At 68.7% G+C, this 17,896-nt stretch carries 20 protein-coding genes and 2 tRNA genes; 11 read left to right on the top strand and 11 right to left on the bottom strand.

What is annotated here, in order from left to right:
- Window positions 1–2: 2 nt before the first annotated feature.
- Window positions 3–1,430 (bottom strand): aminotransferase-like domain-containing protein, encoded by a 1,428-nt coding sequence (locus V2J18_RS19520; protein ID WP_064747049.1) that lies wholly within the window; start codon window positions 1,428–1,430, stop codon window positions 3–5.
- Window positions 1,431–1,690: 260 nt separating this feature from the next.
- Between V2J18_RS19520 and V2J18_RS19515 the strand changes: the two genes are divergently transcribed.
- Window positions 1,691–2,611: a DMT family transporter gene (locus V2J18_RS19515; protein ID WP_336132637.1), complete on the top strand. Its 921-nt coding sequence runs from the start codon at window positions 1,691–1,693 to the stop codon at window positions 2,609–2,611.
- A 123-nt stretch (window positions 2,612–2,734) separates the two neighbouring features.
- Here V2J18_RS19515 and V2J18_RS19510 read toward each other — a convergent pair whose 3' ends face one another.
- The 7 genes from V2J18_RS19510 to V2J18_RS19480 form a co-directional block, all read right to left on the bottom strand.
- The gene (locus V2J18_RS19510; RefSeq protein WP_336132636.1) at window positions 2,735–3,013 is read right to left on the bottom strand and encodes a hypothetical protein; all 279 of its coding nucleotides are present in this window, start codon (window positions 3,011–3,013) and stop codon (window positions 2,735–2,737) included.
- 277 nt (window positions 3,014–3,290) lie between these two features.
- Window positions 3,291–4,511: an RtcB family protein gene (locus V2J18_RS19505; protein ID WP_336132635.1), complete on the bottom strand. Its 1,221-nt coding sequence runs from the start codon at window positions 4,509–4,511 to the stop codon at window positions 3,291–3,293.
- Window position 4,512: 1 nt separating this feature from the next.
- Window positions 4,513–5,274, bottom strand: a complete 762-nt coding sequence (locus tag V2J18_RS19500; protein WP_064747056.1) for a hypothetical protein — start codon at window positions 5,272–5,274, stop codon at window positions 4,513–4,515.
- A gap of 251 nt (window positions 5,275–5,525) precedes the next feature.
- A complete protein-coding gene (locus V2J18_RS19495) occupies window positions 5,526–6,656 on the bottom strand; it encodes a slipin family protein (RefSeq protein ID WP_336132634.1) in 1,131 nt (376 codons plus the stop codon).
- A gap of 366 nt (window positions 6,657–7,022) precedes the next feature.
- A tRNA-Leu gene (locus V2J18_RS19490) sits at window positions 7,023–7,090 on the bottom strand.
- 3 nt (window positions 7,091–7,093) lie between these two features.
- Window positions 7,094–7,164: transfer RNA gene (locus V2J18_RS19485), tRNA-OTHER, on the bottom strand.
- A 792-nt stretch (window positions 7,165–7,956) separates the two neighbouring features.
- Window positions 7,957–8,523 (bottom strand): cysteine hydrolase family protein, encoded by a 567-nt coding sequence (locus V2J18_RS19480; protein ID WP_064747058.1) that lies wholly within the window; start codon window positions 8,521–8,523, stop codon window positions 7,957–7,959.
- 131 nt (window positions 8,524–8,654) lie between these two features.
- Between V2J18_RS19480 and V2J18_RS19475 the strand changes: the two genes are divergently transcribed.
- Window positions 8,655–9,089: an Lrp/AsnC family transcriptional regulator gene (locus V2J18_RS19475; RefSeq protein ID WP_064747059.1), complete on the top strand. Its 435-nt coding sequence runs from the start codon at window positions 8,655–8,657 to the stop codon at window positions 9,087–9,089.
- A gap of 107 nt (window positions 9,090–9,196) precedes the next feature.
- Here the strand turns inward: V2J18_RS19475 and V2J18_RS19470 are convergent, their stop codons facing one another.
- Together V2J18_RS19470 and V2J18_RS19465 are read right to left on the bottom strand one after the other, a co-directional pair.
- Window positions 9,197–10,165, bottom strand: coding sequence for a polysaccharide deacetylase family protein (locus V2J18_RS19470; protein ID WP_336132633.1), 969 nt, complete (start codon window positions 10,163–10,165; stop codon window positions 9,197–9,199).
- Window positions 10,166–10,287: 122 nt separating this feature from the next.
- Entirely contained in the window at window positions 10,288–10,614 is a 327-nt protein-coding gene (locus V2J18_RS19465; RefSeq protein ID WP_064747060.1) for a DUF6249 domain-containing protein, read from the bottom strand.
- 184 nt (window positions 10,615–10,798) lie between these two features.
- Between V2J18_RS19465 and V2J18_RS19460 the strand changes: the two genes are divergently transcribed.
- The 4 genes from V2J18_RS19460 to V2J18_RS19445 all read left to right on the top strand — a co-directional run bounded on the left by V2J18_RS19460 (window position 10,799) and on the right by V2J18_RS19445 (window position 13,190).
- Window positions 10,799–11,380, top strand: coding sequence for an RNA polymerase sigma factor (locus V2J18_RS19460; RefSeq protein ID WP_064747061.1), 582 nt, complete (start codon window positions 10,799–10,801; stop codon window positions 11,378–11,380).
- Entirely contained in the window at window positions 11,377–11,862 is a 486-nt protein-coding gene (locus V2J18_RS19455; protein ID WP_064747062.1) for a hypothetical protein, read from the top strand. The genes V2J18_RS19460 and V2J18_RS19455 overlap by 4 nt, the downstream gene beginning before the upstream one ends.
- A 364-nt stretch (window positions 11,863–12,226) precedes the next feature.
- Complete coding sequence (locus V2J18_RS19450) at window positions 12,227–12,781, top strand: RNA polymerase sigma factor (RefSeq protein ID WP_064747063.1); 555 nt, start codon at window positions 12,227–12,229, stop codon at window positions 12,779–12,781.
- A gap of 169 nt (window positions 12,782–12,950) precedes the next feature.
- A complete protein-coding gene (locus V2J18_RS19445) occupies window positions 12,951–13,190 on the top strand; it encodes a RebB family R body protein (protein WP_064747064.1) in 240 nt (79 codons plus the stop codon).
- Here the strand turns inward: V2J18_RS19445 and V2J18_RS19440 are convergent.
- Complete coding sequence (locus V2J18_RS19440) at window positions 13,165–13,827, bottom strand: hypothetical protein (protein WP_261370035.1); 663 nt, start codon at window positions 13,825–13,827, stop codon at window positions 13,165–13,167. The genes V2J18_RS19445 and V2J18_RS19440 overlap by 26 nt on opposite strands.
- Between V2J18_RS19440 and V2J18_RS19435 the strand changes: the two genes are divergently transcribed.
- From V2J18_RS19435 to V2J18_RS19415, 5 genes are all read left to right on the top strand, one after another.
- On the top strand, window positions 13,826–14,140 hold the full coding sequence (locus tag V2J18_RS19435; protein ID WP_261370036.1) for a hypothetical protein: 315 nt from the start codon (window positions 13,826–13,828) through the stop codon (window positions 14,138–14,140). The genes V2J18_RS19440 and V2J18_RS19435 overlap by 2 nt on opposite strands.
- A gap of 33 nt (window positions 14,141–14,173) precedes the next feature.
- Window positions 14,174–16,372: a hypothetical protein gene (locus tag V2J18_RS19430; protein ID WP_336132632.1), complete on the top strand. Its 2,199-nt coding sequence runs from the start codon at window positions 14,174–14,176 to the stop codon at window positions 16,370–16,372.
- 48 nt (window positions 16,373–16,420) lie between these two features.
- On the top strand, window positions 16,421–16,660 hold the full coding sequence (locus tag V2J18_RS19425) for a hypothetical protein (RefSeq protein WP_064747068.1): 240 nt from the start codon (window positions 16,421–16,423) through the stop codon (window positions 16,658–16,660).
- 1 nt (window position 16,661) lies between these two features.
- Window positions 16,662–17,384, top strand: coding sequence for a hypothetical protein (locus V2J18_RS19420; protein WP_064747069.1), 723 nt, complete (start codon window positions 16,662–16,664; stop codon window positions 17,382–17,384).
- A 78-nt stretch (window positions 17,385–17,462) separates the two neighbouring features.
- Window positions 17,463–17,783, top strand: coding sequence for a RebB family R body protein (locus V2J18_RS19415; protein ID WP_064747070.1), 321 nt, complete (start codon window positions 17,463–17,465; stop codon window positions 17,781–17,783).
- The last annotated feature ends 113 nt before the right edge of the window (window positions 17,784–17,896 follow it).

Genomic DNA, 17,896 nt, shown 5'->3' with positions numbered 1-17,896 from the left:
TCTCAGCGCGAACGCGCCAGCCGTTTGGCGATATCGCCGAGCGAGCGCATCGCCGCATCGATGCGGTCGTTCAGGGGATAGCCGCAGCTGAGCCGGACATGATGGCGATAGTCGCCGCGATTGGAGAACAGATGCCCGGGCAGGATGCCGATGCCGGCGGCCAGCGCGGCTTCGAACAGCGCCTGGCCTTCGACCCGTTCGGGCAGTTCCACCCAAAGAGTCAGTCCGCCGGCGGGTTCGGCGACGCAGGTGCCGTCGGGCCAGTGCTCAAGCACGGCCTGGCGATAGGCCAGGGAATTGTCGGCCAGAGCGCGGCGCAGCCGGCGCAGGCCGCGTTCCATGTCGTGACGGGCCAGGTAGTCGACCAGCGCCATTTGCGGCAGCGCCGCGGTCGCCACGGTCGAGAAGCTCTTGGTGCGCAGCAGCTCGGCCGTGCGGCGGGCGCCGGTCATCCAGCCGACCCGCAGACCGGGCGAGAGCATCTTCGAATACGAGCCGCACACCACCACATGTTCGCCGTCGTCGTAGCGGCGCATCGGCGAGGGCCGTTCGCCGGAGTAGGCCAACTCCCCGTACAGATCGTCCTCGATCACGATGGTCCCGTGCGCGGCGCAGACGGCGACCAGTTCGCGCTTGGCCGCTTCGCTGGTGAGGCTGCCGAGCGGATTGCTGAAGTTGGGAATCAGCAGCGCGGCGCGCACCGCGTGCCGCTCCAGCAGTTCGCGAGCATGCGCCGGGTCGATGCCGATGCCGGGCCGGTTGGGGATCTCCAGTACGCGCAGGCCGTGCGCGGCGACCGCCTGCAGCAGGCCGTGGTAGGTCGGCGTTTCCAGGATCACGATGTCGCCGGGGCGGGTCAGGCTGCGCAAGGTGAGGCTGATGGCCTCCATCGCGCCAGCGGTGATCACGATCTCGTCCGGGTCCAGGTCGACCCCGCATTGGCCGTAACGCTGGGCGATGAGCTCGCGCAGCGGGCGCAAGCCCTGCGGCGGCGCGTAGTTCAGCGCGGTGTCGGGATCGCGGCGCAGCGCGCGCGTCACCGAGCCGGCCAGCGCGGCGTTGGGCAGCAGCGACATCGCCGGTGAGGCCGAGTGCAGCGGCACCAAGTCGTGGCGCGCCTGCACGTCGAGCACGCCGAGCAGGGCCGGGTTGCGCACCGGCATCGGCGCGCGCGCGAGGTGGCGCATGCGCCCGGCGCGCGGCGCCGGCGCGCTGGCCGCGCGCACGTAATAGCCCGAGCGCGGACGGGCCTCGATCAGGCCTTCGCGCTCGAGCTGCTGGTAAGCCTCGACCGCGGTCGCCAGGCTGATGCGTTGATCGCGGCCAAGCCGGCGCAGCGAAGGCAGGCGTTCGCCGGCGCGCAGCACGCCGCGCTGGATCTGCCGGCGCATGCGCTCGGCGAGACGTTCGTAGAGCAGGTCCTGGGACATCGTCAACCTCGCGAGAGCCAAAGCCCGTCTCCGTTTGTGGGAGCGGGGGTGGGGTGAGGACCGGTAGAGGCCGAAAATTCCAGCGCCGCTGAGCCGCCCTCGACCCGGCCCTCTGCGCTCCGCATTTCCTGCGGTCGCCGCAAGCAGGAGAGGGGAAAGAGGCAAATCTGTACCGGTCGAAATCGATCCTAACTGAATCTGTATCGGTCCGCAGCGTCGGCCTACCCTGGCCTTCCCACGATCCGCCGCGTCCATTGCCCATGAGCACCGTCGCCGCTACCGTCGCGCCCGCCGCCGATTCGCGCGGCGCCTTGATCCAACTGCTGGTCGCCGAGCTGTTGATCGGCTCGGTCGGCGTGTTCGTGCACGAAAGCGGCCAGGACGCGATCACCGCGGTGCTGTTTCGCTGTGTGTTCGGCTGCGTATTCCTGATCGCCTGGGGCAGCGCGCGCGGCTTGTTCCGTGGCCTGCTCGGCGAGCGCGCGTTGATCCGCTCGGCGATCGTCAGCGGCGTGTTGCTGGTGCTGAACTGGGTCGCCCTGTTCGCCGGCATGGCACGCTCGTCGATCGGCGTGGCGACCATGGTCTACCACTTCTTTCCGTTCGTGGTGTTGGGCATGGCCGCGTTGTTCTACGGCGAACGCACCCGCGCCGCCGACCTGGGCTGGACGGCGATCGCCTTCGTCGGCGTGCTGTGTTCGGCCGATCCGTTCAAACTCTGGAACAACGCCGGCAGCGGCTATCTGATCGGCGTCGGCCTGACCTTCGTCGCCGCGATCCTGTGCGGCGCTTCGCTGCTGCTGTCGCGCAAGATCAGCCGCGAGCGGCCGCTGGCCGTGGTGCTGATCCAGTGCCTGGTCGGCGTGGCGATGTTGGCCCCGTTGGCCGATTACGCATCGGTGTGGAAGCCGGGCTCGCACTGGTTCTGGCTGGCCGGCCTGGGCCTGATCCACAGCGGCGTGTGCTACGTGCTGTTCTATTCCTCGTACCCGCGCCTGCAGGTCGCGACCATCGCGGTGGTCGCCTTCATCTATCCGGTGATCGCGCTGCTGCTGGATTACCTGATCTACGGCCATGCGCTGGCGCCGGTGCAGAGCCTGGGCGTGGCGCTGATCGTGCTCGGCACGCTCGGCGTCAATCTGAAGTGGTCATGGCGCCGGTCGCAGCCGGCAAGGGCCTGATCGCGCCGACGCAGCACGCATCGCTTTACTCGACCCGGTCCGCTCTCGACGCGGATCAGCGGATGTGCCGCTCGCCGCGCAGGGACGCGCCGGCGGGGATTTTAGGCGGCGGTGCGGCGCTGCTCAGCCGGTCTGGACCAAGCGCCAGGCGCCTTCGACATCGGACTCGACCTGCGCCCACGGCACCGGTTCGCGCCCGCACAGGCGCTCCCAGCCGACGGCGAGCTGATCGCAGATATCTTCCCAGTGGCGCTCGCCGTGATGCGCTCGCGCGCCCAGGCCGTAAGCGATGGCCAACTCGCGCACCCGGTGAGGAATGCAGTCGCCGCCGCACGGACCGGCGCCTTGGTACGACCGTCGCGGCGGTGCCGCACAGAGCCAATCGACATCCGTATGCGTCATGGGCGAAATCCGTTGGCATTGCTCTTGCATCCGAACAATATCGTCTTTACGTGAAGATAAGCGCGGCCAAATCCGGCCAACGCACACAGCGAGCGCGAACTCAGTCGCAAACACGCAAAGCGGCGACGCCGAAAGCTTTCATTTCGGCGTGGATCACGCGCGCATTGCGATGCGAATCTGAACCACGGGTGCGCGGCATCCTGAATCGATGTGCGGCTCGTCACGCACGCGAAAAAAGCGCCGCCCGAACGGACGGCGCCGCGAGCGCAATGCGCGCTCAACCCTTGATGCAGATCACCTGGCGCAAGGTGTGGACCACCTCGACCAGATCGGACTGCGCCGCCATCACCGCTTCGATCGGCTTGTACGCCGCCGGCGACTCGTCGATGACCGCCGCGTCCTTGCGGCATTCCACGTGGGCCGTGGCCGCACGATGGTCTTTGAGAGTGATCTTCCGCCGCGCTTCGGCACGGCTCATCAGTCGGCCGGCGCCGTGGCTGCAGCTGTGGAAGCTGTCCGCGTTGCCCTTGCCGCGCACGATGTAGCTGCGCGCGCCCATGCTGCCGGGGATGATGCCGAGTTCCCCCTCACGGGCGCTGACCGCGCCCTTGCGGGTCACCCACAACGACTCGCCGAAGTGCTCCTCGCGCTGGACATAGTTGTGGTGGCAATTGACCGCGGTCTTTTTCAACTGGAACTTCGGCAGCTGGACCCGCATCGCGTGCAGCACTCGTTCCATCATCGCCTCGCGGTTGTGGCGAGCGTAGTCCTGCGCCCAGCCGACGGCTTCGACGTAGTCCTCGAACAACGGCTCGCCTTCGAGCAGGAAGGCCAGGTCCTTGTCCGGCAGATGGAAGCCGAGCACGCGCCGTTCCAGCTTCAATCGCGCCAGCTCGATGAAGTAGCTGCCGATCAAGTTGCCGGTGCCGCGCGACCCCGAGTGCAGCATCACCCACACCGCGCCGGCCTCGTCGAGACAGATCTCGATGAAGTGGTTGCCGCCGCCGAGGGTGCCGATCTGCTTGTCCAGCTTGTCGGTGCGCAGCTTGCGGTGTTTGGCGTGGATCGCATCCAGCCGCGCCGCCAGCCCGGATTTGGCCAGGCGGGTGGCATGGCTGTCGGGCAAACGACGGTGTTCGCCGCCGCGGCCGTTGCCGACCGGGATGCAGTGCTCGATCGCCGAGCGCAGCTTGGCCAGACTGTCGGGCAGATCCTGGGCGCGCAGGGTCGTGCGCACCGCGGCCATGCCGCAGCCCAGGTCGACGCCGACCGCGGCCGGGATGATCGCGCCGCGGGTCGGCACCACCGAGCCCACGGTCGCCCCCTTGCCCAGGTGGGCGTCCGGCATTACCGCGATCCAGGGCCCGACGTGGGGCAGGGCGGCGATGTTGCGCAACTGGCGCCGCGCTCCTTCGTCGACCGTCACCCCGCGTACCCAGCCCTTGACCGGGACCGAGCCCTCTTCGGCGTGCAGCAGTTCGTAGCTTGATGTACTCATATCAGTGTTCCTTGTGTCGACCGCCGGCGCGGATCGGTCCGCGGTACTTGCCCGGCCGTCGCCGGGGGCGGCAACGGAAGTAGGCGTCGTAGATTTCCGGTGCGGTGTCGTTCTTCAATCGATGCTCGACCAGTTCCCGATGGTTCAGCTGTCGCTTCTCGCAGGCGTACAGGTCGCAACGCCCGTAGCGGCTGCAGCGCGCGCCGTTGCAGCGATGGACCGCTTGCTGCAACAGCATGTCGTAGGCGAATGCCTGCTTCATGCTGCGCGAGCGCGCGCCCGTCGCCGGGCGGGGCGCCGGCGACGGCACCTGGGCCAGCCGCACTTCGTACCAGATGCCATCGATTCGATGCAGTTGGGTCATCGCACCCAGAGTTCGGAACTCCGGCTGCCACCCGACGCGCTGTTCGAGCAACCTCTGATTCCGCGCGCGGCGCCGCTGCGCATCGGCGTCCAGCGCCGGCTGATTGCGCAGCAGTCGGCCGCTGTCGGGATCGACGTACAGACGCTGGCGGATCTCCGCCAGCGGACGAAGGCCGTACCAAGAGCAAAGCGCATACACGCCCCGATCTCGCCGCACCGTAGTCGCAGCCACCAGATCGGGAAGACTGCGTTCGATGTCGCGCCGCAATCGGTCGCGGCGGTCCAGCGGGCGGTACAGGTCGCTGTAGACCTCGTCCCAGGTTCGGCCGACCTGCTTTTCGAGATAGCGTTGCAACGGCCGCAGACTGCGCCGGTCCAAGCCCGGCAGGCGATGGCCCAACGGTTCTCTCGCCGGCCGTTGCTCGATGTCGCGCGGCGCCCGGTTTTTGCGCCGCACGCAGCCGACTGGCCGGCTCCGTTGCAGTATCCGGTCGTACATATCGTTTCGCATAGAAGATTTATTCCGATAGAAGCCGTCGCGACGCCAGGGCGCACGACGACGATGGCCGCTCCTGTGGGAGCGGCGTGCGTTGGGGGGTTAGGACCCCGGCGCTATCGGAATCCGGACGGCAGTGCCGTCCGGTCCTGCTTTCAGCCATGGCCCTTGAGGCTGACCAGTTGCTTCATGACTCCCTCCAGACCGCCGAACACGGTCAACTTGTCGATCTTCTCGGTGATCTTCTCCAGCGCCTCGAGCTCCTTCAGGCGCATCAGCACCGGGCTGTCCTCGATCAGCTTGGCGGTGTTGAGCAGGCTGCGGGTCGCGTTGGCCTCCTCGCGGCGGCGGATCACGTTGGCCTGAGCCGTTTTCTCCGCCTGCACCACGCCGTTGAGGATCTCCTTCATCTCGCCCGGCAGGATCACGTCCTTGACGCCCACGCCGAGCACCTCGATGCCGAACTCGCGGACCTGGCCGCGCACGTAGCCGAAGATGTCGGCGTCGAGCGAGGCCTTGTCGCCCAGCAGTTCGTCCAGAGTCTTGGCCGAGACCGCCTTGCGCAGGCCGTACTGCAGCTCGCGGTAGACGTGCTCGGCGTACTTGGCGACGCGGGTGCGCGCGGCGACCGGGTCGGTCACGCGCAGGCTCGCGGCCAGGTTGACCCGCAAGGACACCTTGTCGCGGGTCAACAGCTCCTGGCCCGAGACTTCCATCGCCTGCACGCGCAGCTCCACGGTCTCGACCGCGACGTTCTTGCGCAGGTTCCAGAACGCGTACGCGCCCGCCGCCAGCTCGCGCACGAACTTGCCGTCGACGAACAGCAGGCCGGCGGACTCGGAGGGCACGTTGCCGTACACGGCGACGCGCTCCAGCCAGCCGATCTGGCGCAGGCCGTCGACGAGCTCACGCTCGATCTCCAGACCGTCCTGCAACGCGATCGCGCGCACCCGGATATCGCCCAGTCCCTTCCAGTACAGGCGGCGCGTGCCGGGATTGAGCACATCGGCGATGCGGCCGTTGCGCAGCATCAGGCCGACTTCGTCGCTGCCGATGTCGGCCAGGACGAAGTCCTCGTACAGGCGCTCGCGCAGGCCGGCGATCAACGCCTCGCCGTCGTTGCCGGCGTAAGCGGTGTTGGCGATCGCGTGCGCGACCAGCTCCAGGCCGTTGCCGAAGTTGCGAAGCCTATGTACGCCCGGGCCGAGCACGCGCTCGATACGGCGATTGCGGTAAACCAAGACGCGCTCGGCATCGCCGACCACGACCTTCTTGTTCCAGAACATGCGATGTCTCCTTGTCGTTCCGGTGATCCGATCCGTGGTGGCATCCGTGGCGACCGAATCGGTTCGTCGCCGGGACGTTGGGGCGATGCGCATGCGCGTATCGCCGAATAAGTGGAAACGCCCCCGACGCCGTCGGCGCGAAACCCGCGTGCTGCCTGCGGGGCCGGTGCGTGCCGGTCGCGGCGACGTTCCCTGTCGCTGCGGCAGGCGCCGCGCCGGAGGCCGCGTCGAGGACGCGGGTCCGGCGCCGTCGCCGTTGCGGGGTTCCGTTGCGCCCCAGGCCGGCGGCGCGCTGCGGAACGCCGCGGGGGGCGTTTCCTGGTGCGGAACTTTCGTTCCTGTTTCTAAGCCGTCGTGAAAGGACGGTGGACAGCGGGAGTCGAACCCGCGACCAACAGCAATTGAGCTGTCGCTCTACCCACTGAGCTATATCCGAAAGGCGACGCATCGGATTCGAACCGATGATCCGCGGCTTGCGCCGCTGCTCCACCGTTGAGCTAGCGTCGTCGAGAAACATCCCGGCTCGGACTTCGGCATACGCCACGGCACAGCCGCGCGCACCGGACGGGATGAGAACCCGTGCCGCTGTAGTCCTTGCCTTGCGGATGCTTCGTATTGCCGCCTGTCGCCAGGCGGCAATGCGTTCGGGCGCAAGCGCCCTTGTTCTGCGATTCCCTACGCACGGCCCGTGCCGAAGCACCGGAGCACGGCGCTGATGCGCCTCGATGGCCTGTCCCCTTTCCTCTCGGATGCTTCGGGGAACGTAAGAAGTGGCGAAAATCCAGCCGTTTCCGACTTTTTCGTGAAATCCCTTTGCGAACGCCGAAACGAAAACGCCCCCGGCGTTAGTCCGAGGGCGTTCGCGTTCCTCGGGAGATCGGAGCGACCGATCTCCCATGGCGAATGGGAGTCAGTCCGGCGTGTGCAGTTCCTGCTGCCGACCGCGCTTCGACGAGGCGCAGTCGAACGACGCGTGGCACAGCGGCCCCGGCGCGTTCTGCTTGGCGATGTCGAAATGATTGAGCATGGGAAGGCGGTCGTTGGCGATTGCGTCGCGAGGACGATGGAGGCGCACGATACTCGTGAGAAATTCGTTATGCAAGACCGTTCGTCGCCGCACGAACGGATGCACGCGGTGCGATGCGCGCATCGATGCGGCGTTGCATGTGCATCGCGCGCATCGGCCGATCGCCGTTCGGACGGCGATGAAGGGTGAGCCGGAAGCCGACGGCTGTCGGTTTCCGGCGTGCGCTGCGCCATCGAATTCGATTTCGCGGCGCTCCCGTCGAATCCGCGAGGCTCAGTCGGAACGCAGCCGCGACAACAGCGTCTCGGTGTCCAAGACTTCGGCGAATTCGGCGTGCAAGGTCGCCAAGTGCGCGCGGCTGACGGTATCCGCATCGACGGTGCGCCCGTCGGCATCGACGAGGTCGAAGCAGAAACAGGCGTCGCCGACCAGCAGGACGCGGTAGCCAAGGTTGGCCGCGACTCGCGCGGTGGTGGATACGCACATGTCGGTGCTGACGCCGAACAGGACCACGGTGTCGACGCCGAGGCGGCGCAGACGCAGGTCCAGGTCGGTGCCGATGAAGGCGGCGTTGACCGACTTGGTCACCAACGGCTCGCCCGCACGCGGCTCGAAGCCGTCGCGGAATCCGTTGCCCGGATGCGAGGGGTGCAGGGTGGAATCGGGCAGGATCGAGTCGTGGCGGACGTGGATCAGCGGCCGAGCGGTTTCGCGCCAGGCGGCGAGCAGGCGCCGGCCGTTGGCTTCCATCGCCGGATTGTTGCGGCGTCCCCACGGCGCGTAGTCGAAGCCGCGTTGCACGTCGATCGGAATCAGGGCGGCATGAGCGAGGTCGGACATGGGGCGAGTCTCCATGGGCTGGGGCGTGGCGCGGACGGGAGGCCACTGTGGGCGCTCCCACAGGCCGGTCTCAACCCGGCAAAATGCCGGGCCGGCCGGCGCGACTTGCGACGGCGCCCTGCGTTGCGACCATGAAGATCCTCGACGATACCGACCGCAAACTGATCGCCCTGTTGCAGGACAACGCCCGCCTGTCGACCGTGGCCTTGGCCAAAGCGGTGGGGCTGGCGCGCAGTTCGGTGCAAGAACGCATGCAGCGATTGGAGTCGGCCGGGGTGATCGCCCAGTACACGGTGCGCCTGGGCAGCGGCGGCGATCCGTTGCGGGCCTGGTTGCTGCTGCGCTATGGCGAGGGTTTCAGCTGCGACGACGTCGTGCCGCCCTTGGTCGAACTGGCGCAGGTGCGTTCGATCCACAGCGTCGCCGGCGAGATCGATCTGATGGTGTTGGTGGAGACCGTCGGCCCCGGCGAACTGGCGGACCTGCGCGAACGGGTCGCGGCGCTGAAGGGCGTGGACGACGTGACGACGCTGCCGGTGCTGCGCACGGCGTTGGAGCGGGGGTGACGGCGGCGGGGAAGGCCGGCAGAGCGCACGGACCTTTCTCGACCTTGGCCCTCGGGGGATGCAGGCCCGGCATCAGGGGGGCAGCGCGTTCCCGCGCACGCGCCGGGCTATTCCGACTCCACCCCGGCCAGGTTCAGCACCCAGTCCGGTGTCCGCGGTTCGCCGGCGAAGAATGCTGCCGGTTTGCGTTCGCCGATCGCCCAGCGGTGCAGCCAACTCGGGCCGGCCGGGCCGAAATAGGCGTCGGCGCGTTCGTAGGGGGGGTCGCGCAGCGCTTCGTCCAGGCCGATGAAGCGGTAGCCGCGCTTGCGCGCCATCGCGATCAAGTCGCCGTAGGTGTCGGCATTGAGCAGGTTGGCGTGGATCAGCCACACCTGCGGGAGGTTGTAGCCGAGCAGGGCGATCGACTGGCTTTCGTAGTAGTCGAGCTTGGCGCCCATGTGGCGCAGGTAGTCGCGGCGCAGGCGCGCCTGGAGGCGGGTGTCGCCGCGCTGCTCGAGGCGCAGGTAGGCGCCGGCCCAGATCCAGTCGGAGTTGCCCTCCGTCACCGGGGCGATGCGGTAACCGTGTTCGCTAAGAAAGGCCTGCAGCTTCGCCTTGTCGGACGCGCTGCGGCCGGCGCGCAGATACGGATGGCGGAACCAGCGCGGTGCCGGGCGGCCGCTTTCGCGCGCCAGGGCCTTGAGCTGGCGCTCGCCGCGCAGGATGTCGGCTTGATAGGCCTCCAGCCCCACCGCATGCAGATCGGAATGACCGTAACTGTGATTGCCGAGCTCGGCGCCGGCGTCGAGCCAGTCGCGCAGCATCTGCAGGCGCTGGGGCTCGATCTGTCCGCGGTCCTCGAGCTTGCCTTCGTTGACGAAGCCGACCACCGGCACGCCCGCGCCCGCGATCGCGGCGACCAGGCGCCGATGCCCGGGCAGGGCGTCGGCGGTGGCGATCGAGGGCAGCGGGACCCAGGGCAGGTCGTCCACGGTCAGGGCGATGCGCCGGTCCGGCGGCGCGGCGGCGGCATCGCCACCGATCGCCAGGCCGAGCGAAAGCAGGAGGGCGAGCAACGGCGACGGCGGACGCATGCGGCATTCTCGGGCGGGCGACGCGGCGATCATCGCCGCGGCGCTGCCGAGTGCCTAGCGATTTTCGGACGGACCGCGGCAAGCGGCGACCGCGGTCCGGTCCGGTTGCGATGGCGGTCGCGTCAGCCCAGCCGGCGCGAGATGAAGTAGTACGCCAGATTGCCCAGGCCGCAGGCGGCCAGCAGCACCGCGACCATGCCCGGGGTGACCTCGCGCCAGCCGGCGGCCTCGATCACGCCGAATGCGGCGGCGAGCAGGACCAGGACGATGCCCCAGCGCAGCGCGCCGTGGCGGCGGCGCTGGTCTTCGTCGCGGGCCATCGAGCGCAGCAGTTCGTCGGCGCCGCCGGTAGACAGCAGTTTGCTGCGGAAGCGCGCCTCGACGGCGATCTTGATCGCCATGACGATGCAGATGAACAGGGTGATCGGAATCAGGACTTCGAGATCCATGGGGTGCCTCGGCAGTGGGTCGGGTGGGTTCGGAGCAAGAGATACGGCCGGGCCGGAGTCGGTTGCAGCCGATCCGGCGGGCCGGGAAACGCCCGACGTCACGTCTTGGGTATGTTGTGTGTCATATTTGACCGGGTATCGACGTCACTGCAACCGATCCCGCCATGTCCGCATCCTTGATCGGATGACCGGTGAATCCGACCATCCCGACCGCCTGCTGGTGACCGCCGTGCTCGAGCGCGCCCCAGGCGCATTCGAGCGTCTGGTGCGCGAGTACCAGGGCCTGTGCTGGCACATCATCCAGCGCATGGTGCGGCACCCGGACGATACCCGCGAGCTGTGCCAGGAGGCGTTCCTGCGGGTGCACCAGTGTTTGCACCAGTACCGTCACGAGAGTCCGCTCAAGTCCTGGATCGGCCAGGTCGCCTACTCGGTGGCCAAGCGCCACTTGGAGCGCAAGCGGATTCCGATCGTGGAGGTCGCCGATGACGACGATGCGCTGTCGCCGCTGGACAGCGTCAGCGACGGCTTCGACCTGGAGGCAGCCTGCGCCGACGAAGAGATCGCCGCCGGCCTGCACGCCGAGATCGAGGCCCTGCCGCCCCTGCAACGCACCCTGTTGACCCTGTATCACTTGGAAGAACTGCCGATCGGCGAGATCGCCGCGATGACCGGCCTCGCCGAGGGTACGATTAAAAGCCACCTGTTCCGGAGCCGGGCGCGGCTGCGCCAGCGCCTGGAAGCCCGGTTGGGAGAATTCGCATGAACCGCACGCAGCCCCCTGTCGATCCTTCCGATGCCCGCGATCCGGCCGTCGCCCGCGAATGGCGATTGCAGGAGCGGGCCATGCGCGAGGAGCGCGACGGCGCGCCGATGGACGCCGACGATCCGCGTCTGGCCCAGTATCGTCTGCTCAGCCGCGCCTTGCGTGCGCCGGTGATGGAGCCGATTCCCTATGGTTTCGCCCAGCAGGTCGCGCGCAGCGTCGAAGCGGCGACGCAGAACAGCGACCGGTTGGAGCGCTGGCTGCAGCAGGGGCTGCTGGCCGGCCTGGGGCTCGCCGGCGTGGCGACGGCTGCGCTCGGCGGCGCGCAATGGTGGACGGCGTTCGCCGCCGGCGTCGACTTGCTGCCCGAAGGCAGCCTGACCTGGGGCCTGGTCGTGGCCGCCTGTTGCATCGTTACCTGGGGCTGGGACGGCGCGATGCGCAGCGTCGGCTTGGGCCCGGGGGCCGCTCGCGCCGCCTGAGCGCGACAGCGAAGCCGCGCGGGCCCGGCCGGCGCCGATCTTATTGCCGATGGGGGCGCTGCATTTCCGCGCCGTCGCGGCCGCACTGCGATCGCGGTACGCCGTGCCGCACCACACAAGCGTTGCGTGAAGCGCGACGGGTTTGTGCGCACGCGCGCGCCGCGGCGCGCGCGGGCCCGGCGCGCCGCGCGAATGCGCGCGAACGCGCGTCGACGGCGGACTTCGATCCGCATGGAAATCGCGTACCGCGACGGGGTACGCAGTTCCGTGCCGGAGCCGGCAGGCGCGTGTCACCCAAGTAACAGCTATCCCCCGACCCCCTAACCAGACTCGCCTCACGTGCTCGACACAGGAGAGGCGAGTGATGGAACGTAACGAAACAGAACTCGGCGATTACGCCGCCGCCGACGCGATGTTCACCATCGCCTGGCGCGAGAATTTGCCGGAGCTGGAAGCGCGCGCGCGGCGGTTCGCCGAGGGCCAGCGCGACCGCGCCGAAGAACTGCTGGGCAACACCGCGATGAAGGCGTGGCTGTTCATGCGCAATTCGCCGCAGACGATCACCGACCCCAGCGGCATCCTGTTCGTGGTCATGCGCCATGTCTTTCTGGACAGCGTGCGCCAGCGCAACCGCGACCGCGAGGTGTTCGACCGCAACCGCGACATCGACAACGACGCGGCCGGTTTCGCCCACGACGGCATATCGGCGTTGCAACAGCTCGAGCTCGACGAACAACTCGAGCGGGTGATCGCGGCGGTGTCGAAGATGAGCCGCGAGCAGCGCCGGCTGTTCGCCTACCGTTTCATCGACGATCTGCCTTACCCGGAAATCGCCGCGCGGCTGCACATCAACCAACCGCTGGCGCGCAAGCGCGTGGAGTTGCTGCGCAACCGGCTGCGGACCGCGGTCGGCGACTGAGGCGAGGCCGATCCGCGCCCGAGCCCCGATTCCGGACGCATCCCTTGGGCCCGGCTTCACAGGCCGCCGGGGATTGCGTTCCTCCCGTTAGACCCACGCGACACCGTCATGCGGCTCAGGACGTCGGTCCTGCAGACGTTTCCTCCACCGACCGATCAAGGACAGGCTCATGGCCGCTCCCGAAACCCCCGTCAATTCGCAGATCACCGATGCAGTCACCCAGACCAACGTAAAAGTCGTCGCCGAAGCGCCCGCGCAGGCGATCGCTTCGCTGTACCAGGTATCCAGCCATTCGGCTGGGCTTTCGCTGCAGAACGCGGTGTACAGCCAACAGGCCTTGAACCAGATCTCGACGGCGGTGGTGTCCAAGGCGGTCGCGCTGATCATGTCGATCGGGGAGAAGTCGTGACGCGCGCAGCGCCGGCCCGGCGCGCATTCGCCGTGGCGATCCGATAACGCGGGAGAGCAGCGATGAGATGGTTCGGCAAGAAGAAGACGCCGCCGGCGCCCGCTGCGCCCGCGGCCGCCGCGACGACCGCCGCACCGGCATCGCCGGCGGCGGCCACGACGGCGGCGAGCGATTCCGCGCCTGCGGTTGCGGCGACGCCCGCTGCGGCCGCGCCGGCCGCCACCGGAGCGGCCGCTGCGCCCGCGGCGGCTGCGACGACGGACAGCGGCGCGAATCCGGCCGCCGCTGGCGCCGCTGGCGCCGCTTCCGCCGCCGGCACGAACGGCGGATCGGCGGCCAGCGCCGGGAGCGGTAGCGGCGCGAGCAGCGGTGGCGCGAGCAGCAGCGGCGGCGGCAACAGCGGCGGCGGCAACAGCGGCGGTTCGGCGGCCGGTTCAGGCTCCGGTGGCGGTTCGACCGGCGGTGCGACGCCCAAGTCGCCGCTGACCATGGCGCGCGATCGCGCCGTCGAGCAAAGCGAGGCTGCGACGCCGCCTGCGACCGACTCCTTGAACCCGCAGATCGTCCAGGCGGTGCAGTTCACCAACGCCGAAACCGCCTCGTACGCGCCGGCGCAAATCGCCACGGCGCCGGACATGATGATCAGCCAGGCCGCGGGCCTGGTCGCGCAGTCGGCGGCCGGCTATTTCGACGGCATCAGCAAGATCACCCTGGCGGCGCAAGGCATGCTGATGAAGCAGCTGACCCAGGATCTGGTCGAGGGGCAACTGGAAAAAGCCGCCGAAGACGCGCTTGGCATTCTCGCCACCGAGATCCTCATGGGCGCGGCCGCCGCGGTCGCCGCCGCATCCGGCGCGATGGAGGCCGAGTCGGCCAGCTTCGCCATCGATCGCATCGACCAGAGCATTTCCAAGTACTCCTCGCTGCTGCAGAACCGCAAGAGCGCCTAGGCCACGCGCCCAGCGCTCTGACAGGACCCGGCCATGGCCTATTTCGCTTTGCCCGCGATCGAGTTGCCGCGCTACCGCTTCGATTACGGCAGCCGGCTCGACGCCATCTTGCCGGTCGATGCGCCGGGCGTGAGCGCGAGCGCGTCGTTGATCTTGCCGGTGAGCTATCGCCGCCGGGACGGCGGCAGCCAGACCGAGGTCCAGACCACGGTCGAGGTCGTGCAGGGATTGCCGCTGTCGCTGCTCGGCCTGTTCGGCGGCGGCGCCGATGCTCGGCAGCGCGCGCACGGCACGTTGGCGCTGTTCGTCCAGGCGCTGCAATCGATGGAACGGCGCAATCCCCTGGCCGTGCTGGCCGCCAGCGCCGATCGCAGGCGCTATCGGCGCGGCGAGTGCGCCGCGGAGAACCTGTACATCGCCTGCCAGTGCCTGGTCGGTCCGTTGGGGCTGGACGCGCTCGGTGGTGCGTCGGCGACCGATCCGGTGCTGTATCGCAGCGTGCGCCGCGCGCTCGAGCGACTGCAACGGATGGCGCGGAACGACGCTCCGGCATCCGCATTGCGATCGCTGACGCCGGCGTTGAGCTACTTCAATGGCCGCATCTACGATGCCGGCGTCTACACGCCGCTCGACGACGCCTGCCGCATGCGCTCGCTCGCGCTGCAGCGCCTGCGCGTCGCGCCCGGCGGCGAATCGCGCTACCTGCAATGGATCGCGATGAGCCTGCGCAGCCTGGAGCAACAAGGCATCGCTCATGCCCAGATCGGCGTGGACCCGGATCAGGTCGCTGCGGCCAATGCGGTCGTGGCGGCCTACAACGGCGTCCGCCAGACCGCTTACAAGTTGCTGGTGCGGGTCGCGCCGGGCGCCGGGCCGGGCGGGCTGGCCGAGCAGTTGCGGGCACGCGTCCTGCCGGTGTTCCAGGACCCCGGCCTGAGCGAGGCGATCGGTATCGATCTGCGCGGCTGCGGCGTCGGCGACTATCGCGTCTGGCTGGACTTCCTCGCTGCGCAGTCGACGAGCCTGTCCCAATGCTTCGGCGCCGCCGCGGATGCGCGCGCGTTGCAGTTGTGCAACAGGATCGCTTGCGCCGACGGCGCCGGCCTGGCCGCGGACAACCGCTCGGCGATCGGCTATGCCATGGCCTATGCCCCGCGTCTGCCCGACGCCGGTTTCTACGCGGCTTATGCCGATCGCATATCGGCCGCGCTGGCCCCGGGGCGCGCCGACATCGCCCCGTTGGGCGTGTTCGACACGTTGTTCGGCGCCACCACGCTGAGCATCGATGGTCTGATCCTGCGCCGCTACGAAGCCGGCAGCGAACGCAGTCGCGGTCTGGTCGCCGAAGCCGGCCGGCGCGACACGATGGCGTTGTGCCAGGCCTTGGATCGGCCTTTGCCGGCCGCTGCGGTTTCGCTGCCGCCCGCATCGACGCCGCAGAGCGCCTACGCGACCCTGACCGCAGCGCAGTTCCCGTTCGGGTTCCGCCTCGGCCAGGCCTGCCATTACCGCGGCTACGTCGGGGCCAGGTACCCCTTGCTCGCATTCGATACCCGCCTGGACGAAGGCGCGCCGGCCTGCATCGGCCAGAGCGGGAGCGTCCGGCCCGGCTATGTCGATACCGATGCGCTGCAAGCTCTAGGCGACCGGCTCGCGTTCACCGGTCTGCAGGCGCTGGAACCGGCCCAGATCGATGCCTTGATGGACTTGGTGCGCGGCTCCGATTCGCTCGCCGACCTGCTGAGCCAGGGCCAGAACGTGCTGCAGCCGATGCTGGCCGCGGCGCTGGCGCCGATCGGCCCGGCCCTGAGCTCGGATCAGGGCTATGCCGCGTTCGCCGCCCTGGTCGAGGCGATGGTCGGCGACAGCGCCCTGCGCAGTCTGTGGTTCGACGCCTTGGCGCGGGCCTTGAACCTGTTCATCAACTGGCGCGCCTACCTGCTCGCCAGCGGCGGTCAGGGCGCGACGCATGCCGACGTACAGGACGCCTTCCTGCGCACGGTGCTGTTGCTGGCCTATGCGTTGGTGCCGCTCGATGCCGGAGCCGGAGCGCAGAGCCAGGTCGGCGCGCAACTGCAGCAGCTGGTCGGTGCCGTCGCGGCGGCTTACTGGCAGACCAGCGTCGGCCCGCTGGCCGCCAATACCGACGCGCGCACGAGCACCGTGGCCATCGCCGGCTACAAGGCGCCGGCGTCGGCCGTCACCGTCACGCGCAACGCCGCGCCGGCCTGATCGGCAACCGCATTGCGTATCGAATCCCTTGTAAGACCGGAGTTGGCCATGGACGAGAATCTGCACTGCCTGCTGCACATGGAACTGGAGGGCCTGTTCGACCCGCTGCGCGACGCCGCGGCACCGCCCGCCTGCGTGGCGCCGCCTGCCGCGAGGCCGGCCGGTGCGGATCTGGCAGATACGGATCTGGCCGATACGGATCTGGCCGAAGCCGTGCTCGCGCGCCTGCGCCAGCCCGACATGCGCGCGACGCTGGAGCGGCTGGCCACGCAATTGAGGCTGCACTGACATGGCGCGTACCGAGCTGACCGCCCGGCCGGCCGCAGCGGCCGCGCCGCATCCGGCCACCGTCGCGGCCGCCGCCGCGTCCGTGCCGGCCGCCGAACCGCCGAGCGAACTGGATCGGCAGATCGGCGTGTTCGCGCAGAAATGGTTCGACTTGGACCTGGACGCCGAGAAATGCCGCCAGGTCGCGAACCTGCTGAGCGCCTCGAGCGCGCCGCCGCCTCGCGCCCCGGACCCGGGGCGGATCGTCCAGGCCAAGACCGCCAGCGTGGTCGAGGCCGGGCGCGAGCGGATCCAGAAGGTGATCGAGCAAGGCCTCAATCGAACCCAGGAAACCGTGCGCAGCGCGACCCGCTCCGAACGCGAGGCCGAAGCCAATATTCTCGGCGCGGTCGAACGCGCCACCTCGCTGGAAGACCTGCGCTTGCCCAAGCCGCGGGTCGGCGACGAATCGGCGCAGCCGCCGCTGGCGCAGTTCGCGCATCAGCTGCAACGGTTGATCCGCGCCGAAGTCGACGCCTGCTTCCAGCAGCAGTTCGCGCCGCTGGCGCAGCAACTGCATTCCGTCATCGAAGCCGCGCGCAGCAAGGGACTGCTGCCGCAAGGCACCGAACCCTCGGAGCCGTCGCGATCCGAGCCGGCGAGCAAGGGCGGCAGCGACAACGCGAAAACCGCCGCGAAAACCGATCCGAACAACAATCAAAACAACGCCGGCAAGGCGCCATGATCGGCTTCACAACGCGATAGACGTTTCGTTACTAACCAACGTACGGCATGGGCCGTACACCACTTCAAGGAGTTCACCATGGCTTTCCCGACCGCCGTCAACGACCAAATCACCGATGCCGTCACCCAGTCCAACGTCAAGGTCATCGGCGAAGCGCCCGCCTTCGCGATGGGCTCGATCTACCAGTCGATGGCGCACTCGACGAGCATCCTGTTCGAGAACGCGGTTTCGGCGCAGCAGCAGCAGAACACGCTGTCGCAGGCCGCGACCAACCAGGGCGTGATGCAGATCTACACCGTCGACACGACCGCCGCCGCCGGCGCCACCGAGAAGGTCGCCCAGACCGGCGTGTCCGACAACCTGACCAGCCTGCTGACCGTGCTCAACGCGTTCAAGTAAGCCGAACGGTCCGACCGCTTAGATCGGCCGCGGGGCGCCGGTCAGCCAGTTCCGCTGCCGCCGGCGTCCGCGTCCGATCCGCTTTTCGATAATCGCCAACCGAGGACCTTGTT

The sequence above is a fragment of the Lysobacter firmicutimachus genome, from assembly GCF_037027445.1.
Classification (GTDB): domain Bacteria; phylum Pseudomonadota; class Gammaproteobacteria; order Xanthomonadales; family Xanthomonadaceae; genus Lysobacter; species Lysobacter firmicutimachus.
This window is presented reverse-complemented; position numbering and strand designations above follow the sequence as displayed.